Origin of the sequence: Amycolatopsis camponoti, from assembly GCF_902497555.1 — a bacterium.
GTDB lineage: Bacteria > Actinomycetota > Actinomycetes > Mycobacteriales > Pseudonocardiaceae > Amycolatopsis > Amycolatopsis camponoti.
In genome coordinates this window covers 1-23,858 of sequence record NZ_CABVGP010000006.1, presented here as the reverse complement: position 1 = coordinate 23,858, position 23,858 = coordinate 1, and the positions used below count along the sequence as shown (strand labels likewise).

The 23,858-nt window shown below is 35.4% G+C and carries 25 protein-coding genes and 2 pseudogenes; 2 read left to right on the top strand and 25 right to left on the bottom strand.

Annotated elements, in window-relative coordinates; genetic code table 11:
* The 8 genes from AA23TX_RS51200 to AA23TX_RS51270 all read right to left on the bottom strand — a co-directional run.
* Positions 1-658: SDR family NAD(P)-dependent oxidoreductase (locus AA23TX_RS51200; protein ID WP_230863164.1), on the bottom strand; the 658-nt coding region annotated here is incomplete at its 3' end.
* A 94-nt stretch (positions 659-752) separates the two neighbouring features.
* Entirely contained in the window at positions 753-1,964 is a 1,212-nt protein-coding gene (locus tag AA23TX_RS51195; protein WP_230863163.1) for an alpha/beta hydrolase family protein, read from the bottom strand.
* A gap of 205 nt (positions 1,965-2,169) precedes the next feature.
* Complete coding sequence (locus AA23TX_RS51190; protein ID WP_000221358.1) at positions 2,170-2,463, bottom strand: type II toxin-antitoxin system RelE family toxin; 294 nt, start codon at positions 2,461-2,463, stop codon at positions 2,170-2,172.
* On the bottom strand, positions 2,453-2,698 hold the full coding sequence (locus tag AA23TX_RS51185) for a type II toxin-antitoxin system RelB/DinJ family antitoxin (RefSeq protein ID WP_000246756.1): 246 nt from the start codon (positions 2,696-2,698) through the stop codon (positions 2,453-2,455). The genes AA23TX_RS51190 and AA23TX_RS51185 overlap by 11 nt, the downstream gene beginning before the upstream one ends.
* A gap of 592 nt (positions 2,699-3,290) precedes the next feature.
* Positions 3,291-3,470, bottom strand: coding sequence for a hypothetical protein (locus AA23TX_RS51175; RefSeq protein ID WP_155549990.1), 180 nt, complete (start codon positions 3,468-3,470; stop codon positions 3,291-3,293).
* A gap of 19 nt (positions 3,471-3,489) precedes the next feature.
* A complete protein-coding gene (locus AA23TX_RS51170) occupies positions 3,490-4,065 on the bottom strand; it encodes a plasmid replication DNA-binding protein (protein WP_001096616.1) in 576 nt (191 codons plus the stop codon).
* The gene (gene repM / locus AA23TX_RS51165) at positions 4,058-4,804 is read right to left on the bottom strand and encodes a replication initiation protein RepM (RefSeq protein WP_277875506.1); all 747 of its coding nucleotides are present in this window, start codon (positions 4,802-4,804) and stop codon (positions 4,058-4,060) included. The genes AA23TX_RS51170 and repM (AA23TX_RS51165) overlap by 8 nt, the downstream gene beginning before the upstream one ends.
* Positions 4,771-5,013: a RepB family plasmid replication initiator protein gene (locus AA23TX_RS51270; protein ID WP_277875505.1), complete on the bottom strand. Its 243-nt coding sequence runs from the start codon at positions 5,011-5,013 to the stop codon at positions 4,771-4,773. The genes repM (AA23TX_RS51165) and AA23TX_RS51270 overlap by 34 nt, the downstream gene beginning before the upstream one ends.
* A gap of 1,209 nt (positions 5,014-6,222) precedes the next feature.
* Here AA23TX_RS51270 and AA23TX_RS51160 point away from each other — a divergent pair.
* Positions 6,223-6,594 carry a hypothetical protein gene (locus AA23TX_RS51160; protein ID WP_000504218.1) on the top strand — a complete coding sequence of 124 codons (372 nt, stop codon included), beginning with the start codon at positions 6,223-6,225 and terminating at the stop codon, positions 6,592-6,594.
* A 318-nt stretch (positions 6,595-6,912) separates the two neighbouring features.
* On the opposite strand, the gene AA23TX_RS51155 is transcribed toward AA23TX_RS51160, so the two are convergent.
* The 11 genes and pseudogenes from AA23TX_RS51155 to repM (AA23TX_RS51100) all read right to left on the bottom strand — a co-directional run bounded on the left by AA23TX_RS51155 (position 6,913) and on the right by repM (AA23TX_RS51100) (position 16,320).
* Positions 6,913-7,611 (bottom strand): CPBP family glutamic-type intramembrane protease, encoded by a 699-nt coding sequence (locus tag AA23TX_RS51155; protein WP_000007662.1) that lies wholly within the window; start codon positions 7,609-7,611, stop codon positions 6,913-6,915.
* Between the two features lie 96 nt (positions 7,612-7,707).
* Positions 7,708-10,125: pseudogene (gene znuD2, locus AA23TX_RS51150) on the bottom strand (TonB-dependent receptor ZnuD2).
* 128 nt (positions 10,126-10,253) lie between these two features.
* Positions 10,254-10,568, bottom strand: a complete 315-nt coding sequence (locus AA23TX_RS51145; protein ID WP_061855757.1) for a BrnA antitoxin family protein — start codon at positions 10,566-10,568, stop codon at positions 10,254-10,256.
* Entirely contained in the window at positions 10,555-10,842 is a 288-nt protein-coding gene (locus AA23TX_RS51140; RefSeq protein WP_000438826.1) for a BrnT family toxin, read from the bottom strand. Before AA23TX_RS51140 ends, AA23TX_RS51145 begins: the two co-directional genes overlap by 14 nt.
* A gap of 344 nt (positions 10,843-11,186) precedes the next feature.
* A complete protein-coding gene (locus AA23TX_RS51135) occupies positions 11,187-11,969 on the bottom strand; it encodes an SDR family oxidoreductase (protein WP_230863162.1) in 783 nt (260 codons plus the stop codon).
* Between the two features lie 94 nt (positions 11,970-12,063).
* On the bottom strand, positions 12,064-13,278 hold the full coding sequence (locus AA23TX_RS51130; RefSeq protein WP_000249391.1) for an alpha/beta hydrolase family protein: 1,215 nt from the start codon (positions 13,276-13,278) through the stop codon (positions 12,064-12,066).
* Positions 13,279-13,483: 205 nt separating this feature from the next.
* Positions 13,484-13,777, bottom strand: a complete 294-nt coding sequence (locus tag AA23TX_RS51125) for a type II toxin-antitoxin system RelE family toxin (RefSeq protein WP_000221358.1) — start codon at positions 13,775-13,777, stop codon at positions 13,484-13,486.
* Entirely contained in the window at positions 13,767-14,012 is a 246-nt protein-coding gene (locus AA23TX_RS51120) for a type II toxin-antitoxin system RelB/DinJ family antitoxin (protein ID WP_000246756.1), read from the bottom strand. The genes AA23TX_RS51125 and AA23TX_RS51120 overlap by 11 nt, the downstream gene beginning before the upstream one ends.
* A gap of 443 nt (positions 14,013-14,455) precedes the next feature.
* Entirely contained in the window at positions 14,456-14,779 is a 324-nt protein-coding gene (locus AA23TX_RS51110) for a hypothetical protein (protein WP_155549989.1), read from the bottom strand.
* A gap of 19 nt (positions 14,780-14,798) precedes the next feature.
* On the bottom strand, positions 14,799-15,374 hold the full coding sequence (locus tag AA23TX_RS51105) for a plasmid replication DNA-binding protein (RefSeq protein ID WP_001096616.1): 576 nt from the start codon (positions 15,372-15,374) through the stop codon (positions 14,799-14,801).
* Positions 15,367-16,320: pseudogene (gene repM, locus AA23TX_RS51100) on the bottom strand (replication initiation protein RepM). Before repM (AA23TX_RS51100) ends, AA23TX_RS51105 begins: the two are co-directional and overlap by 8 nt.
* A gap of 1,209 nt (positions 16,321-17,529) precedes the next feature.
* Here repM (AA23TX_RS51100) and AA23TX_RS51095 point away from each other — a divergent pair.
* Positions 17,530-17,901: a hypothetical protein gene (locus tag AA23TX_RS51095; protein ID WP_000504218.1), complete on the top strand. Its 372-nt coding sequence runs from the start codon at positions 17,530-17,532 to the stop codon at positions 17,899-17,901.
* Positions 17,902-18,219: 318 nt separating this feature from the next.
* Here AA23TX_RS51095 and AA23TX_RS51090 read toward each other — a convergent pair whose 3' ends face one another.
* From AA23TX_RS51090 to AA23TX_RS51065, 6 genes are all read right to left on the bottom strand, one after another.
* Positions 18,220-18,918 carry a CPBP family glutamic-type intramembrane protease gene (locus AA23TX_RS51090; protein WP_000007662.1) on the bottom strand — a complete coding sequence of 233 codons (699 nt, stop codon included), beginning with the start codon at positions 18,916-18,918 and terminating at the stop codon, positions 18,220-18,222.
* Between the two features lie 96 nt (positions 18,919-19,014).
* Positions 19,015-21,426 carry a TonB-dependent receptor ZnuD2 gene (gene znuD2 / locus AA23TX_RS51085; RefSeq protein WP_155549987.1) on the bottom strand — a complete coding sequence of 804 codons (2,412 nt, stop codon included), beginning with the start codon at positions 21,424-21,426 and terminating at the stop codon, positions 19,015-19,017.
* Between the two features lie 128 nt (positions 21,427-21,554).
* Positions 21,555-21,869 carry a BrnA antitoxin family protein gene (locus AA23TX_RS51080; RefSeq protein WP_061855757.1) on the bottom strand — a complete coding sequence of 105 codons (315 nt, stop codon included), beginning with the start codon at positions 21,867-21,869 and terminating at the stop codon, positions 21,555-21,557.
* Entirely contained in the window at positions 21,856-22,143 is a 288-nt protein-coding gene (locus tag AA23TX_RS51075) for a BrnT family toxin (RefSeq protein ID WP_000438826.1), read from the bottom strand. Before AA23TX_RS51075 ends, AA23TX_RS51080 begins: the two co-directional genes overlap by 14 nt.
* A 346-nt stretch (positions 22,144-22,489) precedes the next feature.
* Positions 22,490-23,266 carry a glucose 1-dehydrogenase gene (locus tag AA23TX_RS51070; RefSeq protein WP_000982809.1) on the bottom strand — a complete coding sequence of 259 codons (777 nt, stop codon included), beginning with the start codon at positions 23,264-23,266 and terminating at the stop codon, positions 22,490-22,492.
* Positions 23,267-23,360: 94 nt separating this feature from the next.
* The coding region (locus tag AA23TX_RS51065) for an alpha/beta hydrolase family protein (RefSeq protein ID WP_196425985.1) at positions 23,361-23,858 on the bottom strand (498 nt) is incomplete at its 5' end.

Sequence of the window (23,858 nt, the reverse complement as noted above, 5' to 3'; positions counted from 1 at the left end):
GTTGTAATGGTGTATGGGAGAGCATTGTTTTTTCAATCTCAGGCTTCAGTACTTTTTCTAATGCTGCGGTACGAATCGCTCCAGGTCCTACAGCATTAATACGTATATTCGGACCAAAATCATGTGCCAAATTAGCGACCATATGATTTAACGCTGCTTTTGATGATGCATATCCGCTCATAGCAGGGCTTTTGTTAATTGAACTCATAGAGCTGATATTTATGATTGAGCCGTCACCAGCTTTATTCATATGCGGTGCGACGAGTTGACACAATCGCCAAGCAGCAAACACATTAAGCTGAAAATCACGTTCTATAGTATCTACGCTAATTTGATCAGGAGATTCACGGCCACCGCCACCACCACCAGCATTGTTCACTAAGATGTGAATGTGACCAAAGGTTTCGATTGTTTTATTCACTGCATTGACCAATTGATCATCTTGCAGAATATTGCATGCAACATATTCTATGTTGCGTCCAGTCAACTTCTTGATTTCTTCAGCTGTATGTTTAGCTGCGTCTAAATTTAAATCGGCAATCATAACGTCCGAGCCTGCTTGAGCAAGAATGAGAGCGCTGGCTTTCCCAATACCTGCTGCACCGCCTGTTACAAGTGCTACTTTATTCGTCAGGGATAATAACCTTTGCGGCATCATTTTGATTTATTTCCATTTATATATTAAAACTCGAAATATTTTAATCTTCTACTGTATAGCTTTATTTTGAGTTCAAAATCCTAAGCCTACCGTATCATTTTGAATTGCAGGTATTGATAGTTTTCCCTTGTTCAACTGAATTGATAAAGCTTCCAATCAGGAATTCACTTTGTCTTAAAGAGTCACGATGATCTCCATTCTTGACTGGGTGAAAGGCAATAGGTTTTTGATTCTTACATACTTGCTGATAGTAAGCATAAGTACCACGGTAATCTACAAGCTGGTCTTTATCACCTTGTACAATTAGCAGCGGCACACTAGGTGTCATATTCTCAATAGACTGTTTTTTTAAATAATTTGTCAAATGTGTCAAATCTACATTCGGTTTAAAGACTGTTTTAGGTGCTGCCTTGAGATCAGATTGTAATTCTGACAAACAGCGATTACGTGCAGAATTAAGAATTACCCCCATGTCCGGACTAACTAAATTTGCTGGAGCAAGGCCAGGATCTGCTGCTTCTGCTCCCAGAAGCACGATTGGAAAAAATGCGGCAACATCGGTAGTGATTTGCGGATTACTGGCAACATATTCAAGTACCTCATATTGATACCCACCTGGTGCGAGTGCTATTGCTCCACGCAGATTAAATTCAGGTGCGTCTTTCTGACCGTCCGCTGCAACCTTCAGAGATGCTGCACCGCCTTGGCTATGCCCCATTACATACCAGTTTTTACTAAACTTATAGGGTTGTAAATGATGGGTGGCCCGGACAGCATCCACGACAGTGTGCAGCTGACTTTGTGCATTCATATATGGATGTCCACCTGGAGTACCTAACCCCTGATAATCAGGTGCGATAACTGCATATCCACGGGCTAGCCAGGCATTTAGTGCTTTCGCAGCAATTTGTTGATAGACATGGACTGGGCCACCGGCATAATCTCCGGAAGGGGCACAAGTATCTGCTACACCAGTTGTGCCATGAGCCCAAACAAGGACAGGCCAACCTCCTTGAGGAACTTTAGCTTTAGGCAGTAAAAGATATCCTGAAGTGACAATTGGCTCAGACTGTACTCCGCGACTACGATAAGTGATTAAGAACCGCTGTGAAGCATTCGTAAATAGACCGGTATTCTCTTCTTGTATAGATAAAATTGTTCCTGGCGTTTTGCTGGAGATATTAGACGTTTGGACTTTATTGTTATTTGGAAATACAGGAGAGGCTATTACGCATGTTGAAGTTAAGCCAAGGCAGCTTAGGACCAATTTTAAAATGGGATGTTTAATTTTCATTACTGGCACCATCTTTTTTATAATATCATTTTTAATGTATCAGCTTTATCTAGCTTTCTAAACAAAGTATTAAAAATTCGGTATGAGCCTAAGTTTTATGGTGATGATTTAAGGCTTATTTTATTATGTTACTTTCATAAAGATTATAAAATTTTCCTAAAATTAACATAATACACGTTATACGAAGTCAAAAAATGGGAGCTATAAGCTCCCATTTTTAGTCTTTAATGCGCTTTTTAGCTTCGTCATAAACTATGCTATCAGCTCGTTTCCCGACTGTGATGAGCAAGATAACTACCTGATCATCTTTAACTTGATAGACAAGTCTGACACCAGCTTTTAATAATTTAATTTTATAGCAACCTGCAAGATCGCCTCTCAGCATATTCTTTGGAATATGTGGCTGCTCTATGACTTTGGCTAGTTTCTTCTTAAATTGATCCCGTATAGCAACAGGGAGTTTTTCCCATTCTGCTGTAAAGTCCTTGTGACGTAAAAGCTTATAAGTCATCTAATGTGACTTCCTCAAACATCTCTTTAGGGTCATTAATGCGCTTACGGACAAGAGCTAACAATTCTTCATCTTCTTCTGAAAGCAAAGCTTTTTTGACAGGTAGTTTCCCAGTCGTAGCAACATACTCAAGAATACTAGTAAAGAAATCTGTAGGTGCAATACCTTGTTCTTTAAGGATGGAATAGGATTTTTCTTTAAGGGCTTCATCGACCCTGAAGTTAACAGTAGCCATCATATCTCCCAGTTATTTAATGTACTAGGAGTACTGTAATGCAAATTGCATTACAAGTCGACTTCGTATAACCGCCATTATGTTAAATGGATGGCATTTGGGAGATATTATTTATTCTTTCAATTGGCAGAAACTTGCAGAATTTTTCTTAATTTGTAATCCTTGCGGCTAAGGGTGTCTAGCGTAGCTAAGACAGGTATTCGTTATAGTCGGGCCGCTATAATACGGATGACGAGAGCCTGTATGTTTAACCTAAATATCTTTAATAAGATCTCTAGCGAAGTATTGACCATCAAAAATGATCTTGAGCTGAATTCCGAGAATCAACTGATAATTAAATATAAGACTTCTACTTCTGAAGATTATAAAAAAGCAATTATTTTGATCTTTAAAGAACGTGGCTATACCAGGTTAGAAATAGGTCAGTTACTTGAAGGCCAACTTCTAAAGACTTCCTAAAATAATATAATACACCTTATACGAAATGCTGTATAATTATCCTTATAATTCAACGCTAGTTTCGAAGCGTTTGAGTAGCCTGGCGATATCCTCCGTTTTTTATGACTTTTACGTCTCCATCGTTTTCCATTATTTACTGTAATGTTCCACACTTTTGATTGTTCGACTGAATAATCAGGGATGCCTGGTCTTTTGGCAATTTATTTTGGTCTTTCTTTAGCGCCTTTTTATCCTGGTACGATGCAATCAGCATGATCGGAATCAGCAGCGGAGCCACAATAATTCCCAGGGCAATGTCTTTCAGTTTCGGCATGATCTTTCACCCTTATTGCTCAGTCATTATCAAAGACGGCATTCAGCACACGGCCAAATAAACCACGTTTTTTGTGTTGTGGCACTGCCACACTTTGCAACGTGGCATGCTGTAGCGTTTGGGTGTGGTATGCCGTAGTTTCTTGCTGTGGCACTGCTACATTTTCTGCAATATTTAATTCATTATTCTTTTTGTTATCAGTGTCTTGTTGTGTTGTCGCATGCTGTGGCATCTTGGTGTCGCATGCCGTAGCATCTTGGTGTGGTGCTGCTGTGGCAGGTGCAACACTTTTCAGCTCAATGAGTGTTTGCATACGGTCAATTTGTTGCATTAACCGTTCTTCACGTTCTTGGTATTTTTTGACTTCATTTTCTAAATGGGCAATAAGTTTTTTTGTAGATTCATCACCTTCTTGCTTAGATGATTCAATTTTTTGAGATGTTTGCTCAGGTTCTCCAAAGCATCGTATGACCTCTGCTAGATCGAATTGTCCATCACTGGAGCGTGATAAGCGTCCATTACGTACAGCTCTGTAAATGGTTGATCTATCCACATGAAATTTTTTAGATACTTCACTTAGTGATAACTTAGCCATTTACGGTGTCCTTTTTATTTGATGGCATGTATCCCACTTTTTTTAGGTATGGGTATAGCTCTTTGAATTGAGCGGGATCTTGTAGCATCTCAGCAATACGTACAGCAAACTGTTGGTAGCTTTCTGTTCCTTGTGAATAGCGACCCATTTCAGGGAGTTCTGAAAGTTTATTTGCAAACATATGCCGTTGAGCATCGGTCATCTTTGAAAAAAGCTCCAAAGTGTTCGGATCTCTTTCTATTGATGGGCTATCCTTCTTCTTCTGTTTAAAGGTAAAAGAAAATCCTGAAATAGAACGTCCTCTTTTATGCTGTTCATATTTTACAGTTATATCCGTATGCTCATTTATTTGTTTAATTGAAAGCTCTAAAACACGCTCTTTTAAATGAGCCATCCGTAAATATTCATTATCAAGAACGCCTAACTTCTTTCTAAATTCTTGTAGTTCTATGGTTGGGGTTTTACCAGTGCTTCGCCACTGAATTAGAAGCTCATATAAGCGAATGGCATAAGCGCTACTAAGACTACTAACTTGCTGTAATTCATATTTAGTAAATTGTTCTTCCAGTCGGGTTATGAAGGGAACAACAGCAGGTGCAAATATTAAGTCTACAGTTGCTTCATTGTCGTTATAAGCAATTTGAGATACCCAACGACTCATAATATTTCGGATATTCCTACTAGCTTTTTTCTCTTGATAAGTAGCTAAATTGATTTCCGCTGAATAACCCCATAGCATCTTTTAAGGTTTTGATAAGCTGTATTACGGTGTACACTAAATTGATTGATATAACTATCTGCATGAACTTCTAATGGATCATTTGCATTAATCCCTTTCCCACTTTCCCTTGCTTCAACAATAGCCAATAAAATTAAACGTTGTTCTACTAAGTCTAAGTTATAGCTTGCGTTGATTAAGGCATTGTCTTTTACAACTAAATCTCTCATAGCCACTATTTTTTTATTGTGTATAAGTACACGTTAATATTATTTGTGTACTAATGCAAGGTAAACGTGGACATATTGCAAGGTAAACGTGGACATATTGCAAGGTAAACGTGGACATATTGCAAGGTAAACGTGGACATATAAGAGCTAAAACCCTTTATTCATAAGGCTTTCAAGCCATTTAAAAGCATTTAAAAAATTTAAAATAATTAAAAGCCCAGGGAATGAAAAATTGCCCTTGGTTTTCGCTTCGCTCAAACTCTATTGAACTTCGCTTTCGCTCAGTTCGTTGGGGCAATTTTTTGGTTAATACTTGCGTGACTTTAAGAAAAAGCAAAAGCAACTCGGAATTCGCTTCGCTCATAAAACTTTTTTACTCGCTACGCTCGATCCAGGAGCAAATTTCTGTATGAAACTTACGCTTTCTTAGGCTAAAAAGGACAAAAAAATGTTTTTCAGAGGGTCTAGGCGCAAATTTTGATAGTTCGCTCGTAGACACTCGCTCTATGCATCTATCTAAAGTCAAAATCCCTCTTTATTTCGTGCTCATTTGCGTTTTTTGAGCTGTTTTCTGTTTTTAACTATGGAACCTATGTTTTTTAGGTAAAGGCTCTTAAATCGCATTTGAACGCTTTCTGTGAAGCTTTTCATAATTAAAATTTTAGGTTGAAATTTTTAACCTGGATGAATGGACAAAAAATTGATTTTTACGTTTTTCTAAACAAGGAAATAAATACTTTTTTCCATGCAAAACCAAGCACCGGCCCTACGTCACTTTAGCCAATTTTCCAATCCAAGATCCGGCACATGCCGGGATTTTTTTGTCACACACCACGCATCTAACGATGAAACCCTTCAAAGCCTTACAGGATAAGGATTTCAGCGATTTTTTAGGGTTTCAGAAACGTGTACAGAAAAATAGTATTTTTTTAGAATAAGTAGTTGAATTATATGTTTTTTATGCTGTGCACATGCTTGTACATGAAAACCATACTTTTTTTAGATAAAGTATTGATAAATTTAATAAAAATTATGTACTCATTGTTGTACATAAAAAAAGCATTATATTTAAATAAGTTTTTGTTTTAAAATAAATTAATTCTGTACAAATAGGTTTGTACGTAATCTACCTATTATTTTTTATTTAATTAGTTGAATTATATATATTTAATTTTGTACAAAATCTAATTTTAATAAGAGGTGTAATTTATGGGCGAAAAAGTCAAAACTTATGCAGTCAGGTTAGATCCACAAGTAGCAGAATTCTACGATCAATTGGCTAATTCAGAAGGAATCAGAACCAGTAAATTATTCAGTAAAATTTTGACCAATGATTTTCAATCTATTGCTGTTAAACAGCAAGCCGATCGTATTGAGGATCTGGTGAATCGATTAGAAAAGCGAATAGATGATTTTGAGGAAGATAATAATTTTTCTGAAAAATACTATGAAGACTTTTCTGGACTATATTTCATGATGTTGTGGCTCTTAATGAAAAATGGCGCTTCTAAAGATGAGGTTAGAATGATACAAGCTAAAGGTTATTCATATGCAGATGATAACTATAAGAGGGTAAAGTAGTGTCAGATAATATTATTCAGCTTTCAAAGCCATGTACGCTTTGTGAAAATAGACAAAATGTACAACTTTTTGCAGGATTGATGCTGTGTGGAAGTTGTCAGGAAAATATCAGGCTTACGAATCCAAGTATGTTCTCGGCCAATGATGAGATTGAACAAAAAGCCCAGGATTGGATTAGTATGCACATAACCAATTAAATCTAGCTTAACCCGGAAACTTAACTGATGTCTCTAGTCTTCTAAATTAATTTCTTATCTATAATTTATATCTATTTGTAAACATACTTGTATTTTCATTTTTTTAATTAAAATTACTGGTTCAGTACAGAAAAGTCCCTAGAACTCCTAAGCCAAATACATCAAAAAATGCATGAGCAAGCATAAAAGGGATAAGACTATAGAATCTTTGCCGGAAAATTATAAATACAATACCTAGAGTGGTGATTGCTAATGCATCAGAAATACCTTGATAGGTATGGAAACTAAATCGAATCAAAAGACTATAAATATACATTATAGGATAATATTTTTTTGAAATAAAAAATAATATACCCAAGAAAAAAAATTCTTCATAAAATCCATTTAATAATGAATAAAAAATAAAATCTACTGACCATGAAAAATCTATATTATCTGTATTAACCTTTTTTGGAAGTATTGAAAAAAAATTAAATGATAAATAGTCATATAAACTGGCAATTATATCTGCGGTTAAAATAAAAATTAATGTTAATGGTATAGTATATCTATTAATATTGAAATTAAATAATCGAAAATTAAAATGACGTATAAATAAGTAAATAGCTGCTATTCCTAGGCTTAAGAGCTCAAAACCTATTCCCCAATAATTTGCTATTTTCAAATCATATGAGCTAATTAAAGCAGTATCTCCATAATCAGATGAATTCAAAAATTCTTCTGTTGATTGGTATATTGCTTGACCAAAAAAAATTAAGGTTAATATAAAAATATCAAATAAGTTTAAAGTATTAGTGATGTTTTTTTTAAAAAAAGACATTCATTTATTCCTAATCTTAAAAGCTTAATTATTAATCTAATCATTTTATAAGAAAAATCTTCTAAGAAATTTTCTTAGAAGATTACAGTATCTTATCTAGAAATTAAGATTTAAGCCTAAACTAAAATTTCTTCCAATTTGGGGAATATATGGCAAAAATGTTTCATGGGCATAGACTTTCTGATCAAGTAAATTATTCGCTTTAAAGAATAAATCATATTCTGTGTGAGATAGCTTATTTTTATATGCTAAAGTCATATTAAGCATATTATAACCTGATGTAACCTGCTCAAATTTAGAAATATTATCTTGTTTAAAGACTCGATAATATTCTATTTCACCTTTAAGCGATTCATCAAAACGTAGCTTTTTAGCCGCACCCAAACGAGCAGGAGGTAATCTAGGAGTGTAACGATCCTTTTGGGGAGCTAAAGTCGGTTCTCTATTCCAGATATCGTATGCAATTACAGCATCAGGTAAATTTGTTAAACGGCCTTTCACATAATCTCCAAAAAGAGAGCCGTGATAAACAGAATTAAATTGATACCCTATGTTGCCCTCTAATCCATAAAAATTAGCAGCAGACTGGCTATAATGATTAATACGTAGTGTATGCTGATCTCTAACTTTTGTAGTTCCTAAAACTTCATTGAGTGTCTGTAAATATATATAGTTATCAAAATCATAATAGTAAGTACTGATTTGATAATCAAGTAAATCATCCTTATAGGCCAGACTGATTTCTAAATTATTGGATTTCTCTTTTCTTAGAAAGCGGTTACCTATTTCAAAAGAATTAGTAGCGAGATGCATACCATGAGTATACATTTCTTGTGCATTAGGTAATCTTTCTTGATGTGTACCTGTTAATGATAAGATATAATTTGGAGCAAATCTCCAGTGGACTGTACCTGCATAAGAAAAAGCTGTTTCTTTGTTAGGTTGAACAGCTTCTAAAATAGATTTTAAATTTTGAGCCCTGATTTTATTATTTTTTTCTACATAAGGACTGTTATATTTATTAGGCCAAGGTTTCATTGAATCTTTAATTTTTTCTATATCATAATCCATACTAACTTTCTGCTTTTCTATACGAGCACCTAGTTCGAAAGTAAAGTCGTTCCAGTTATATTTTTCTAGGCCAAATTACTAATTAAAGCGAAGCGACATTCTCGACGTTTTAATAGCCGCTGAGTATCTAGATAGGGTGGTAATGCATTCTTGAGAATGGACTGGTGATAAAGCACTATTATCCTGTTCCAAATATTGTAGCCCCAATATACCAGTTAATTCCCCTAATGGCTGATGTGATAACTCTATGCGGCCTACTTTTCCTGTATTTTTAAAAAAGTTAGTAATCTTATCTCCCTCGAGTTCATTGTGAAAATAATCTATATAACTCAATGAGGTACGAATTTTGTCAATACCGGTAAATGGTTGAGTGAATTCTCCACGCATATCATAACGTCGAGTATTTAAGTCAATATAAGGAGCATTATGAGAGAAAGTAGTTTCATGAATATGATTATGCTGATGACAATCAGGACGTGGATTTACATAATTAATATCTTGCTCTTCCATCAATTGAGGATAATATAAAAGATAATTTTTTAATCCACTAATTCTTGTATTGATACTGATTGCAGAGGCACCACAACCTTCATATAAATGGCTATGGGCTGGTAAACCATATTCATCATGACGATGTGTATAAGAAACTCCTAAATAAGTATTATCGTCTATCCAGGATAATCCGAGCGTACCTAATCTTGACTCTGCCCAGCTTTCTGGTAAGTATTTTAAATTTTTATAAACAATGTTTTGGTTTTCAAGATCTTCTAAAGAATTATAAGAGCTAGACTGGTAATGAGGAGTTTTATAGTTACCAGCATTACGATATAACCCTTCTGCCCGTAAAGCTACACGTGGGCTTAAGCCAACTGTTACACCTGCTGTGGTCAACTTCTCATTACTGCCAGTATTAAAACGTAATGTAGTGTTACCCTCTAATCCGTCTTGAGGCATTTGGGTTGGAATTTTATAGTCAATGACATTGACTACCCCTGCCGCACTATTTGAACTATACAAAAGGGTACTTGCACCACGTATAATTTCAATAGACTTAGCTAAACTTGGTTCAACTGTGACAGCGTGATCTGGAGACATATTAGACATATCCAACACGTCAGCATTATTCTGTAAAACTTTAATACGTTTTCCTTCCTGCCCACGAATAATAGGAGCAGATGCTCCACCTCCATATTGATTAGAATGAATTCCTAATTCCGTACCCAAGGCATCCCCTAGAGTTGTCGAACGCTGTTTAAGTTTACTAGTATCAATAAACTGATTACTAACATTTAGACTTTTGCCTAACAGCTCAGACCCTAACTCATCAGATTGTGCAGTTAATACTATTGTATTTAAGGTAGTAACAGGCCCTTCAGCTGCCAATAAAATTTTCGAGGCCCCTAAAGTAATTAAAGCTAAAAATAGTTTACTTTTATTTAGCATAAAACAACCAAATTTAATGTTATGTTATAATATAACACTTGAAAATTTATAAAATCTACTATTTAAATTTTTGAATGGTAATCCCCCCCTAAAAATGAAGTCAAAAATGGGAGCCTAAGCTACCATTTTTATTGATGATTTTTTAATTCTTTTAGCATAGCATCTCGTAAAATTTCATTCATACGTGTTTGATAACCTTTGCCTTGTGCTTTGAACCAAGCAAGTACATCAGCATCTAACCGAATTGAAGTTTGTTGCTTTACTGGGCGGTAAAATTGATTTTGGCGTACAGCATTGCTCCAGTCTGTAATTTCAGGAATATCTGATAGATCTAGCTGATCATCAGGAACCGTGCCTTTAGCAAGCAAGCGTTGAATTTCAGCATCTTGCTTCTCACCAAATTTCTCATTTAGCTCTTTGCGTGAGTATCTAACCATGCTCATATTTGTTTCGCTCCGCTTTAGTGACTTGCCTTGCACTAATGATTCGGATGATTTCACAGTCATCTTCATCAAAAATGGTGTGAGCCACCAATAACATTAGTACGCCTTTAACTCGTCCAATGGTTTGCCAACGTTCTTCACCATTGGTATGTCTGTCTTGGATTGAGATCCGTAATGGATCTTCAAAAACAAGGCTTGCAGTTTCGAAAGAGATATCATGCTTTTTCTGATTCTTTCGATTCTTAGCCTCATCCCATTCAAAATACTGTTCCATAAAAAACATTCAAATTTGTATATACAATAATGTATCACAAAATTGTATCACTCAACCAGATTCGTGTAATTTTTAGTCAAAATTATTGGCAAGAAGTATCAAAACTGCTCATAAAAAAGCCGACTTGTTTCAAAGTCGGCTTTTTGGGCATTTTTAGATTTTTCTGGTTTTATTAAGTATTTGATATTTATATTCATACAAGTGTACTTCGTATAATATCCATTATGTTAAATGGGGGGGAATTGAGACCTGTGTAGCAGCTTTAGGCTTGTTGTTATACATCCAAATACAGATTGCACCTTATATTAAAATTATAAGAGTTTTAGGTTTTAGACAGCCACTCTTTAATCAAGTGTTTGTACACCACCACCATTTACAAATAAGGTTTGTCCAGAAATCCATGATGAAATAGGTGAGGCAAAGAATAGCACAGCTCTCGCAAATATCTTCCGGTTCACCTGGACCCCAAGTTGTAATGGTGTATGGGAGAGCATTGTTTTTTCAATCTCAGGCTTCAGTACTTTTTCTAATGCTGCGGTACGAATCGCTCCAGGTCCTACAGCATTAATACGTATATTCGGACCAAAATCATGTGCCAAATTAGCGACCATATGATTTAACGCTGCTTTTGATGATGCATATCCGCTCATAGCAGGGCTTTTGTTAATTGAACTCATAGAGCTGATATTTATGATTGAGCCGTCACCAGCTTTATTCATATGCGGTGCGACGAGTTGACACAATCGCCAAGCAGCAAACACATTAAGCTGAAAATCACGTTCTATAGTATCTACGCTAATTTGATCAGGAGATTCACGGCCACCGCCACCACCACCAGCATTGTTCACTAAGATGTGAATGTGACCAAAGGTTTCGATTGTTTTATTCACTGCATTGACCAATTGATCATCTTGCAGAATATTGCATGCAACATATTCTATGTTGCGTCCAGTCAACTTCTTGATTTCTTCAGCTGTATGTTTAGCTGCGTCTAAATTTAAATCGGCAATCATAACGTCCGAGCCTGCTTGAGCAAGAATGAGAGCGCTGGCTTTCCCAATACCTGCTGCACCGCCTGTTACAAGTGCTACTTTATTCGTCAGGGATAATAACCTTTGCGGCATCATTTTGATTTATTTCCATTTATATATTAAAACTCGAAATATTTTAATCTTCTACTGTATAGCTTTATTTTGAGTTCAAAATCCTAAGCCTACCGTATCATTTTGAATTGCAGGTATTGATAGTTTTCCCTTGTTCAACTGAATTGATAAAGCTTCCAATCAGGAATTCACTTTGTCTTAAAGAGTCACGATGATCTCCATTCTTGACTGGGTGAAAGGCAATAGGTTTTTGATTCTTACATACTTGCTGATAGTAAGCATAAGTACCACGGTAATCTACAAGCTGGTCTTTATCACCTTGTACAATTAGCAGCGGCACACTAGGTGTCATATTCTCAATAGACTGTTTTTTTAAATAATTTGTCAAATGTGTCAAATCTACATTCGGTTTAAAGACTGTTTTAGGTGCTGCCTTGAGATCAGATTGTAATTCTGACAAACAGCGATTACGTGCAGAATTAAGAATTACCCCCATGTCCGGACTAACTAAATTTGCTGGAGCAAGGCCAGGATCTGCTGCTTCTGCTCCCAGAAGCACGATTGGAAAAAATGCGGCAACATCGGTAGTGATTTGCGGATTACTGGCAACATATTCAGCAATTCCCTCATATTGATACCCACCTGGTGCGAGTGCTATTGCTCCACGCAGATTAAATTCAGGTGCGTCTTTCTGACCGTCCGCTGCAACCTTCAGAGATGCTGCACCGCCTTGGCTATGCCCCATTACATACCAGTTTTTACTAAACTTATAGGGTTGTAAATGATGGGTGGCCCGGACAGCATCCACGACAGTGTGCAGCTGACTTTGTGCATTCATATATGGATGTCCACCTGGAGTACCTAACCCCTGATAATCAGGTGCGATAACTGCATATCCACGGGCTAGCCAGGCATTTAGTGCTTTCGCAGCAATTTGTTGATAGACATGGACTGGGCCACCGGCATAATCTCCGGAAGGGGCACAAGTATCTGCTACACCAGTTGTGCCATGAGCCCAAACAAGGACAGGCCAACCTCCTTGAGGAACTTTAGCTTTAGGCAGTAAAAGATATCCTGAAGTGACAATTGGCTCAGACTGTACTCCGCGACTACGATAAGTGATTAAGAACCGCTGTGAAGCATTCGTAAATAGACCGGTATTCTCTTCTTGTATAGATAAAATTGTTCCTGGCGTTTTGCTGGAGATATTAGACGTTTGGACTTTATTGTTATTTGGAAATACAGGAGAGGCTATTACGCATGTTGAAGTTAAGCCAAGGCAGCTTAGGACCAATTTTAAAATGGGATGTTTAATTTTCATTACTGGCACCATCTTTTTTATAATATCATTTTTAATGTATCAGCTTTATCTAGCTTTCTAAACAAAGTATTAAAAATTCGGTATGAGCCTAAGTTTTATGGTGATGATTTAAGGCTTATTTTATTATGTTACTTTCATAAAGATTATAAAATTTTCCTAAAATTAACATAATACACGTTATACGAAGTCAAAAAATGGGAGCTATAAGCTCCCATTTTTAGTCTTTAATGCGCTTTTTAGCTTCGTCATAAACTATGCTATCAGCTCGTTTCCCGACTGTGATGAGCAAGATAACTACCTGATCATCTTTAACTTGATAGACAAGTCTGACACCAGCTTTTAATAATTTAATTTTATAGCAACCTGCAAGATCGCCTCTCAGCATATTCTTTGGAATATGTGGCTGCTCTATGACTTTGGCTAGTTTCTTCTTAAATTGATCCCGTATAGCAACAGGGAGTTTTTCCCATTCTGCTGTAAAGTCCTTGTGACGTAAAAGCTTATAAGTCATCTAATGTGACTTCCTCAAACATCTCTTTAGGGTCATTAATGCGCTTACGGACAAGAGCTAACAATTCTTCATCTTCTTCTGAAAGCAAAGCTTTTTTGACAGGTAGTTTCCCAGTCGTAGCAACATACTCAAGAATACTAGTAAAGAAATCTGTAGGTGCAATACCTTGTTCTTTAAGGATGGAATAGGATTTTTCTTTAAGGGCTTCATCGACCCTGAAGTTAACAGTAGCCATCATATCTCCCAGTTATTTAATGTACTAGGAGTACTGTAATGCAAATTGCATTACAAGTCGACTTCGTATAACCGCCATTATGTTAAATGGATGGCATTTGGGAGATATTATTTATTCTTTCAATTGGCAGAAACTTGCAGAATTTTTCTTAATTTGTAATCCTTGCGGCTAAGGGTGTCTAGCGTAGCTAAGACAGGTATTCGTTATAGTCGGGCCGCTATAATACGGATGACGAGAGCCTGTATGTTTAACCTAAATATCTTTAATAAGATCTCTAGCGAAGTATTGACCATCAAAAATGATCTTGAGCTGAATTCCGAGAATCAACTGATAATTAAATATAAGACTTCTACTTCTGAAGATTATAAAAAAGCAATTATTTTGATCTTTAAAGAACGTGGCTATACCAGGTTAGAAATAGGTCAGTTACTTGAAGGCCAACTCTAAAGACTTCCTAAAAATAACATAATACACCTTATACGAAATGCTGTATAATTATCCTTATAATTCAACGCTGTAGTTTCTAGTTTATAGCCCGAGCATCCCTGTTCGCTTTTTTGACTTTTACGTTCCACGCCTATTATTTCATCAATGTTCCACACTTTGATTAGCTCAATTGAATAATCAGGATGCCTGGTCTTTTTCTTTTGGCGTTTATTTTGGTCTTTCTTTAGCGCCTTTTTATCCTGGTACGATGCAATCAGCATGATCGGAATCAGCAGCGGAGCCACAATAATTCCCAGGGCAATGTCTTTCAGTTTCGGCATGATCTTTCACCCTTATTGCTCAGTCATTATCAAAGACGGCATTCAGCACACGGCCAAATAAACCACGTTTTTTGTGTTGTGGCACTGCCACACTTTGCAACGTGGCATGCTGTAGCGTTTGGGTGTGGTATGCCGTAGTTTCTTGCTGTGGCACTGCTACATTTTCTGCAATATTTAATTCATTATTCTTTTTGTTATCAGTGTCTTGTTGTGTTGTCGCATGCTGTGGCATCTTGGTGTCGCATGCCGTAGCATCTTGGTGTGGTGCTGCTGTGGCAGGTGCAACACTTTTCAGCTCAATGAGTGTTTGCATACGGTCAATTTGTTGCATTAACCGTTCTTCACGTTCTTGGTATTTTTTGACTTCATTTTCTAAATGGGCAATAAGTTTTTTTGTAGATTCATCACCTTCTTGCTTAGATGATTCAATTTTTTGAGATGTTTGCTCAGGTTCTCCAAAGCATCGTATGACCTCTGCTAGATCGAATTGTCCATCACTGGAGCGTGATAAGCGTCCATTACGTACAGCTCTGTAAATGGTTGATCTATCCACATGAAATTTTTTAGATACTTCACTTAGTGATAACTTAGCCATTTACGGTGTCCTTTTTATTTGATGGCATGTATCCCACTTTTTTTAGGTATGGGTATAGCTCTTTGAATTGAGCGGGATCTTGTAGCATCTCAGCAATACGTACAGCAAACTGTTGGTAGCTTTCTGTTCCTTGTGAATAGCGACCCATTTCAGGGAGTTCTGAAAGTTTATTTGCAAACATATGCCGTTGAGCATCGGTCATCTTTGAAAAAAGCTCCAAAGTGTTCGGATCTCTTTCTATTGATGGGCTATCCTTCTTCTTCTGTTTAAAGGTAAAAGAAAATCCTGAAATAGAACGTCCTCTTTTATGCTGTTCATATTTTACAGTTATATCCGTATGCTCATTTATTTGTTTAATTGAAAGCTCTAAAACACGCTCTTTTAAATGAGCCATCCGTAAATATTCATTATCAAGAACGCCTAACTTCTTTCTAAATTCTTGTAGTTCTATGGTTGGGGTTTTACCAGTGCTTCGCCACTGAATTAGAAGCTCATATAAGCGAATGGCATAAGCGCTACTAAGACTACTAACTTGCTGTAATTCATATTTAGTAAATTGTTCTTCCAGTCGGGTTATGAAGGGAACAACAGCAGGTGCAAATATTAAGTCTACAGTTGCTTCATTGTCGTTATAAGCAATTTGAGATACCCAACGACTCATAACAATATTCGATATTCCCATTAGCTTTTTTCTTGATAGCTAAATTGACGCAAGGAATAAATCCTTACAAGCATCTTTTCAAGGCTTGATAAAGCTGTATTACGGGTGTACACCAAATTGATTGATATAACTATCTGCATGAACTTCTAATGGATCATTTGCATTAATCCCTTTCCCACTTTCCCTTGCTTCAACAATAGCCAATAAAATTAAACGTTGTTCTACTAAGTCTAAGTTATAGCTTGCGTTGATTAAGGCATTGTCTTTTACAACTAAATCTCTCATAGCCACTATTTTTTTATTGTGTATAAGTACACGTTAATATTATTTGTGTACTAATGCAAGGTAAACGTGGACATATTGCAAGGTAAACGTGGACATATTGCAAGGTAAACGTGGACATATTGCAAGGTAAACGTGGACATATAAGAGCTAAAACCCTTTATTCATAAGGCTTTCAAGCCATTTAAAAGCATTTAAAAAATTTAAAATAATTAAAAGCCCAGGGAATGAAAAATTGCCCTTGGTTTTCGCTTCGCTCAAACTCTATTGAACTTCGCTTTCGCTCAGTTCGTTGGGGCAATTTTTTGGTTAATACTTGCGTGACTTTAAGAAAAAGCAAAAGCAACTCGGAATTCGCTTCGCTCATAAAACTTTTTTACTCGCTACGCTCGATCCAGGAGCAAATTTCTGTATGAAACTTACGCTTTCTTAGGCTAAAAAGGACAAAAAAATGTTTTTCAGAGGGTCTAGGCGCAAATTTTGATAGTTCGCTCGTAGACACTCGCTCTATGCATCTATCTAAAGTCAAAATCCCTCTTTATTTCGTGCTCATTTGCGTTTTTTGAGCTGTTTTCTGTTTTTAACTATGGAACCTATGTTTTTTAGGTAAAGGCTCTTAAATCGCATTTGAACGCTTTCTGTGAAGCTTTTCATAATTAAAATTTTAGGTTGAAATTTTTAACCTGGATGAATGGACAAAAAATTGATTTTTACGTTTTTCTAAACAAGGAAATAAATACTTTTTTCCATGCAAAACCAAGCACCGGCCCTACGTCACTTTAGCCAATTTTCCAATCCAAGATCCGGCACATGCCGGGATTTTTTTGTCACACACCACGCATCTAACGATGAAACCCTTCAAAGCCTTACAGGATAAGGATTTCAGCGATTTTTTAGGGTTTCAGAAACGTGTACAGAAAAATAGTATTTTTTTAGAATAAGTAGTTGAATTATATGTTTTTTATGCTGTGCACATGCTTGTACATGAAAACCATACTTTTTTTAGATAAAGTATTGATAAATTTAATAAAAATTATGTACTCATTGTTGTACATAAAAAAAGCATTATATTTAAATAAGTTTTTGTTTTAAAATAAATTAATTCTGTACAAATAGGTTTGTACGTAATCTACCTATTATTTTTTATTTAATTAGTTGAATTATATATATTTAATTTTGTACAAAATCTAATTTTAATAAGAGGTGTAATTTATGGGCGAAAAAGTCAAAACTTATGCAGTCAGGTTAGATCCACAAGTAGCAGAATTCTACGATCAATTGGCTAATTCAGAAGGAATCAGAACCAGTAAATTATTCAGTAAAATTTTGACCAATGATTTTCAATCTATTGCTGTTAAACAGCAAGCCGATCGTATTGAGGATCTGGTGAATCGATTAGAAAAGCGAATAGATGATTTTGAGGAAGATAATAATTTTTCTGAAAAATACTATGAAGACTTTTCTGGACTATATTTCATGATGTTGTGGCTCTTAATGAAAAATGGCGCTTCTAAAGATGAGGTTAGAATGATACAAGCTAAAGGTTATTCATATGCAGATGATAACTATAAGAGGGTAAAGTAGTGTCAGATAATATTATTCAGCTTTCAAAGCCATGTACGCTTTGTGAAAATAGACAAAATGTACAACTTTTTGCATACTACTTTGCCAGTGGAAGTTGTCAGGAAAATATCAGGCTTACGAATCCAAGTATGTTCTCGGCCAATGATGAGATTGAACAAAAAGCCCAGGATTGGATTAGTATGCACATAACCAATTAAATCTAGCTTAACCCGGAAACTTAACTGATGTCTCTAGTCTTCTAAATTAATTTCTTATCTATAATTTATATCTATTTGTAAACATACTTGTATTTTCATTTTTTTAATTAAAATTACTGGTTCAGTACAGAAAAGTCCCTAGAACTCCTAAGCCAAATACATCAAAAAATGCATGAGCAAGCATAAAAGGGATAAGACTATAGAATCTTTGCCGGAAAATTATAAATACAATACCTAGAGTGGTGATTGCTAATGCATCAGAAATACCTTGATAGGTATGGAAACTAAATCGAATCAAAAGACTATAAATATACATTATAGGATAATATTTTTTTGAAATAAAAAATAATATACCCAAGAAAAAAAATTCTTCATAAAATCCATTTAATAATGAATAAAAAATAAAATCTACTGACCATGAAAAATCTATATTATCTGTATTAACCTTTTTTGGAAGTATTGAAAAAAAATTAAATGATAAATAGTCATATAAACTGGCAATTATATCTGCGGTTAAAATAAAAATTAATGTTAATGGTATAGTATATCTATTAATATTGAAATTAAATAATCGAAAATTAAAATGACGTATAAATAAGTAAATAGCTGCTATTCCTAGGCTTAAGAGCTCAAAACCTATTCCCCAATAATTTGCTATTTTCAAATCATATGAGCTAATTAAAGCAGTATCTCCATAATCAGATGAATTCAAAAATTCTTCTGTTGATTGGTATATTGCTTGACCAAAAAAAATTAAGGTTAATATAAAAATATCAAATAAGTTTAAAGTATTAGTGATGTTTTTTTTAAAAAAAGACATTCATTTATTCCTAATCTTAAAAGCTTAATTATTAATCTAATCATTTTATAAGAAAAATCTTCTAAGAAATTTTCTTAGAAGATTACAGTATCTTATCTAGAAATTAAGATTTAAGCCTAAACTAAAATTTCTTCCAATTTGGGGAATATATGGCAAAAATGTTTCATGGGCATAGACTTTCTGATCAAGTAAATTATTCGCTTTAAAGAATAAATCATATTCTGTGTGAGATAGCTTATTTTTATATGCTAAAGTCATATTAAGCATATTATAACCTGATGTAACCTGCTCAAATTTAGAAATATTATCTTGTTTAAAGACTCGATAATATTCTATTTCACCTTTAAGCGATTCATCAAAATTCGAAGCTTTAGCTGCACCCAAACGAGCAGGAGGTAATCTAGGAGTGTAACGATCCTTTTGGGGAGCTAAAGTCGGTTCTCTATTCCAGATATCGTATGCAATTACAGCATCAGGTAAATTTGTTAAACGGCCTTTCACATAATCTCCAAAAAGAGAGCCGTGATAAACAGAATTAAATTGATACCCTATGTTGCCCTCTAATCCATAAAAATTAGCAGCAGACTGGCTATAATGATTAATACGTAGTGTATGCTGATCTCTAACTTTTGTAGTTCCTAAAACTTCATTGAGTGTCTGTAAATATATATAGTTATCAAAATCATAATAGTAAGTACTGATTTGATAATCAAGTAAATCATCCTTATAGGCCAGACTGATTTCTAAATTATTGGATTTCTCTTTTCTTAGAAAGCGGTTACCTATTTCAAAAGAATTAGTAGCGAGATGCATACCATGAGTATACATTTCTTGTGCATTAGGTAATCTTTCTTGATGTGTACCTGTTAATGATAAGATATAATTTGGAGCAAATCTCCAGTGGACTGTACCTGCATAAGAAAAAGCTGTTTCTTTGTTAGGTTGAACAGCTTCTAAAATAGATTTTAAATTTTGAGCCCTGATTTTATTATTTTTTTCTACATAAGGACTGTTATATTTATTAGGCCAAGGTTTCATTGAATCTTTAATTTTTTCTATATCATAATCCATACTAACTTTCTGCTTTTCTATACGAGCACCTAGTTCGAAAGTAAAGTCGTTCCAGTTATATTTTTCTAGGCCAAATACACTAAAGTTTTTAGTGACATTTCGATTTAATAGCTGCTGAGTATCTAGATAGGTGGTATGGCCTTCTTGAGAATGGACTGGTGATAAAGCACTATTATCCTGTTCCAAATATTGTAGCCCCAATATACCAGTTAATTCCCCTAATGGCTGATGTGATAACTCTATGCGGCCTACTTTTCCTGTATTTTTAAAAAAGTTAGTAATCTTATCTCCCTCGAGTTCATTGTGAAAATAATCTATATAACTCAATGAGGTACGAATTTTGTCAATACCGGTAAATGGTTGAGTGAATTCTCCACGCATATCATAACGTCGAGTATTTAAGTCAATATAAGGAGCATTATGAGAGAAAGTAGTTTCATGAATATGATTATGCTGATGACAATCAGGACGTGGATTTACATAATTAATATCTTGCTCTTCCATCAATTGAGGATAATATAAAAGATAATTTTTTAATCCACTAATTCTTGTATTGATACTGATTGCAGAGGCACCACAACCTTCATATAAATGGCTATGGGCTGGTAAACCATATTCATCATGACGATGTGTATAAGAAACTCCTAAATAAGTATTATCGTCTATCCAGGATAATCCGAGCGTACCTAATCTTGACTCTGCCCAGCTTTCTGGTAAGTATTTTAAATTTTTATAAACAATGTTTTGGTTTTCAAGATCTTCTAAAGAATTATAAGAGCTAGACTGGTAATGAGGAGTTTTATAGTTACCAGCATTACGATATAACCCTTCTGCCCGTAAAGCTACACGTGGGCTTAAGCCAACTGTTACACCTGCTGTGGTCAACTTCTCATTACTGCCAGTATTAAAACGTAATGTAGTGTTACCCTCTAATCCGTCTTGAGGCATTTGGGTTGGAATTTTATAGTCAATGACATTGACTACCCCTGCCGCACTATTTGAACTATACAAAAGGGTACTTGCACCACGTATAATTTCAATAGACTTAGCTAAACTTGGTTCAACTGTGACAGCGTGATCTGGAGACATATTAGACATATCCAACACGTCAGCATTATTCTGTAAAACTTTAATACGTTTTCCTTCCTGCCCACGAATAATAGGAGCAGATGCTCCACCTCCATATTGATTAGAATGAATTCCTAATTCCGTACCCAAGGCATCCCCTAGAGTTGTCGAACGCTGTTTAAGTTTACTAGTATCAATAAACTGATTACTAACATTTAGACTTTTGCCTAACAGCTCAGACCCTAACTCATCAGATTGTGCAGTTAATACTATTGTATTTAAGGTAGTAACAGGCCCTTCAGCTGCCAATAAAATTTTCGAGGCCCCTAAAGTAATTAAAGCTAAAAATAGTTTACTTTTATTTAGCATAAAACAACCAAATTTAATGTTATGTTATAATATAACACTTGAAAATTTATAAAATCTACTATTTAAATTTTTGAATGGTAATCCCCCCCTAAAAATGAAGTCAAAAATGGGAGCCTAAGCTACCATTTTTATTGATGATTTTTTAATTCTTTTAGCATAGCATCTCGTAAAATTTCATTCATACGTGTTTGATAACCTTTGCCTTGTGCTTTGAACCAAGCAAGTACATCAGCATCTAACCGAATTGAAGTTTGTTGCTTTACTGGGCGGTAAAATTGATTTTGGCGTACAGCATTGCTCCAGTCTGTAATTTCAGGAATATCTGATAGATCTAGCTGATCATCAGGAACCGTGCCTTTAGCAAGCAAGCGTTGAATTTCAGCATCTTGCTTCTCACCAAATTTCTCATTTAGCTCTTTGCGTGAGTATCTAACCATGCTCATATTTGTTTCGCTCCGCTTTAGTGACTTGCCTTGCACTAATGATTCGGATGATTTCACAGTCATCTTCATCAAAAATGGTGTGAGCCACCAATAACATTAGTACGCCTTTAACTCGTCCAATGGTTTGCCAACGTTCTTCACCATTGGTATGTCTGTCTTGGATTGAGATCCGTAATGGATCTTCAAAAACAAGGCTTGCAGTTTCGAAAGAGATATCATGCTTTTTCTGATTCTTTCGATTCTTAGCCTCATCCCATTCAAAATACTGTTCCATAAAAAACATTCAAATTTGTATATACAATAATGTATCACAAAATTGTATCACTCAACCAGATTCGTGTAATTTTTAGTCAAAATTATTGGCAAGAAGTATCAAAACTGCTCATAAAAAAGCCGACTTGTTTCAAAGTCGGCTTTTTGGGCATTTTTAGATTTTTCTGGTTTTATTAAGTATTTGATATTTATATTCATATACAAGTGTACTTCGTATAATATCCATTATGTTAAATGGGGGGGAATTGAGACCTGTGTAGCAGCTTTAGGCTTGTTGTTATACATCCAAATACAGATTGCACCTTATATTAAAATTATAAGAGTTTTAGGTTTTAGACAGCCACTCTTTAATCAAGTGTTTGTACACCACCACCATTTACAAATAAGGTTTGTCCAGAAATCCATGATGAAATAGGTGAGGCAAAGAATAGCACAGCTCTCGCAATATCTTCCGGTTCACCTAATCGTTGTAATGGTGTATGGGAGAGCATTGTTTTTTCAATCTCAGGCTTCAGTACTTTTTCTAATGCTGCGGTACGAATCGCTCCAGGTCCTACAGCATTAATACGTATATTCGGACCAAAATCATGTGCCAAATTAGCGACCATATGATTTAACGCTGCTTTTGATGATGCATATCCGCTCATAGCAGGGCTTTTGTTAATTGAACTCATAGAGCTGATATTTATGATTGAGCCGTCACCAGCTTTATTCATATGCGGTGCGACGAGTTGACACAATCGCCAAGCAGCAAACACATTAAGCTGAAAATCACGTTCTATAGTATCTACGCTAATTTGATCAGGAGATTCACGGCCACCGCCACCACCACCAGCATTGTTCACTAAGATGTGAATGTGACCAAAGGTTTCGATTGTTTTATTCACTGCATTGACCAATTGATCATCTTGCAGAATATTGCATGCAACATATTCTATGTTGCGTCCAGTCAACTTCTTGATTTCTTCAGCTGTATGTTTAGCTGCGTCTAAATTTAAATCGGCAATCATAACGTCCGAGCCTGCTTGAGCAAGAATGAGAGCGCTGGCTTTCCCAATACCTGCTGCACCGCCTGTTACAAGTGCTACTTTATTCGTCAGGGATAATAACCTTTGCGGCATCATTTTGATTTATTTCCATTTATATATTAAAACTCGAAATATTTTAATCTTCTACTGTATAGCTTTATTTTGAGTTCAAAATCCTAAGCCTACCGTATCATTTTGAATTGCAGGTATTGATAGTTTTCCCTTGTTCAACTGAATTGATAAAGCTTCCAATCAGGAATTCACTTTGTCTTAAAGAGTCACGATGATCTCCATTCTTGACTGGGTGAAAGGCAATAGGTTTTTGATTCTTACATACTTGCTGATAGTAAGCATAAGTACCACGGTAATCTACAAGCTGGTCTTTATCACCTTGTACAATTAGCAGCGGCACACTAGGTGTCATATTCTCAATAGACTGTTTTTTTAAATAATTTGTCAAATGTGTCAAATCTACATTCGGTTTAAAGACTGTTTTAGGTGCTGCCTTGAGATCAGATTGTAATTCTGACAAACAGCGATTACGTGCAGAATTAAGAATTACCCCCATGTCCGGACTAACTAAATTTGCTGGAGCAAGGCCAGGATCTGCTGCTTCTGCTCCCAGAAGCACGATTGGAAAAAATGCGGCAACATCGGTAGTGATTTGCGGATTACTGGCAACATATTC

What these genes read in the sequence shown, in the direction of transcription:
- AA23TX_RS51070 (WP_000982809.1), bottom strand. Translation starts at nt 23,266, where the DNA reads ATGATGCCGCAAAGGTTATTATCCCTGACGAATAAAGTAGCACTTGTA.
- AA23TX_RS51155 (WP_000007662.1), bottom strand. Translation starts at nt 7,611, where the DNA reads ATGTCTTTTTTTAAAAAAAACATCACTAATACTTTAAACTTATTTGAT.
- AA23TX_RS51075 (WP_000438826.1), bottom strand. Translation starts at nt 22,143, where the DNA reads ATGGAACAGTATTTTGAATGGGATGAGGCTAAGAATCGAAAGAATCAG.
- AA23TX_RS51175 (WP_155549990.1), bottom strand. Translation starts at nt 3,470, where the DNA reads ATGCCGAAACTGAAAGACATTGCCCTGGGAATTATTGTGGCTCCGCTG.
- AA23TX_RS51170 (WP_001096616.1), bottom strand. Translation starts at nt 4,065, where the DNA reads ATGGCTAAGTTATCACTAAGTGAAGTATCTAAAAAATTTCATGTGGAT.
- AA23TX_RS51195 (WP_230863163.1), bottom strand. Translation starts at nt 1,964, where the DNA reads ATGGTGCCAGTAATGAAAATTAAACATCCCATTTTAAAATTGGTCCTA.
- AA23TX_RS51080 (WP_061855757.1), bottom strand. Translation starts at nt 21,869, where the DNA reads ATGAGCATGGTTAGATACTCACGCAAAGAGCTAAATGAGAAATTTGGT.
- AA23TX_RS51160 (WP_000504218.1), top strand. Translation starts at nt 6,223, where the DNA reads ATGGGCGAAAAAGTCAAAACTTATGCAGTCAGGTTAGATCCACAAGTA.
- AA23TX_RS51090 (WP_000007662.1), bottom strand. Translation starts at nt 18,918, where the DNA reads ATGTCTTTTTTTAAAAAAAACATCACTAATACTTTAAACTTATTTGAT.
- AA23TX_RS51190 (WP_000221358.1), bottom strand. Translation starts at nt 2,463, where the DNA reads ATGACTTATAAGCTTTTACGTCACAAGGACTTTACAGCAGAATGGGAA.
- AA23TX_RS51125 (WP_000221358.1), bottom strand. Translation starts at nt 13,777, where the DNA reads ATGACTTATAAGCTTTTACGTCACAAGGACTTTACAGCAGAATGGGAA.
- AA23TX_RS51135 (WP_230863162.1), bottom strand. Translation starts at nt 11,969, where the DNA reads ATGATGCCGCAAAGGTTATTATCCCTGACGAATAAAGTAGCACTTGTA.
- AA23TX_RS51185 (WP_000246756.1), bottom strand. Translation starts at nt 2,698, where the DNA reads ATGGCTACTGTTAACTTCAGGGTCGATGAAGCCCTTAAAGAAAAATCC.
- AA23TX_RS51105 (WP_001096616.1), bottom strand. Translation starts at nt 15,374, where the DNA reads ATGGCTAAGTTATCACTAAGTGAAGTATCTAAAAAATTTCATGTGGAT.
- AA23TX_RS51270 (WP_277875505.1), bottom strand. Translation starts at nt 5,013, where the DNA reads ATGAGAGATTTAGTTGTAAAAGACAATGCCTTAATCAACGCAAGCTAT.
- repM (WP_277875506.1), bottom strand. Translation starts at nt 4,804, where the DNA reads ATGCTATGGGGTTATTCAGCGGAAATCAATTTAGCTACTTATCAAGAG.
- znuD2 (WP_155549987.1), bottom strand. Translation starts at nt 21,426, where the DNA reads ATGCTAAATAAAAGTAAACTATTTTTAGCTTTAATTACTTTAGGGGCC.
- AA23TX_RS51145 (WP_061855757.1), bottom strand. Translation starts at nt 10,568, where the DNA reads ATGAGCATGGTTAGATACTCACGCAAAGAGCTAAATGAGAAATTTGGT.
- AA23TX_RS51130 (WP_000249391.1), bottom strand. Translation starts at nt 13,278, where the DNA reads ATGGTGCCAGTAATGAAAATTAAACATCCCATTTTAAAATTGGTCCTA.
- AA23TX_RS51140 (WP_000438826.1), bottom strand. Translation starts at nt 10,842, where the DNA reads ATGGAACAGTATTTTGAATGGGATGAGGCTAAGAATCGAAAGAATCAG.
- AA23TX_RS51095 (WP_000504218.1), top strand. Translation starts at nt 17,530, where the DNA reads ATGGGCGAAAAAGTCAAAACTTATGCAGTCAGGTTAGATCCACAAGTA.
- AA23TX_RS51120 (WP_000246756.1), bottom strand. Translation starts at nt 14,012, where the DNA reads ATGGCTACTGTTAACTTCAGGGTCGATGAAGCCCTTAAAGAAAAATCC.
- AA23TX_RS51110 (WP_155549989.1), bottom strand. Translation starts at nt 14,779, where the DNA reads ATGCCGAAACTGAAAGACATTGCCCTGGGAATTATTGTGGCTCCGCTG.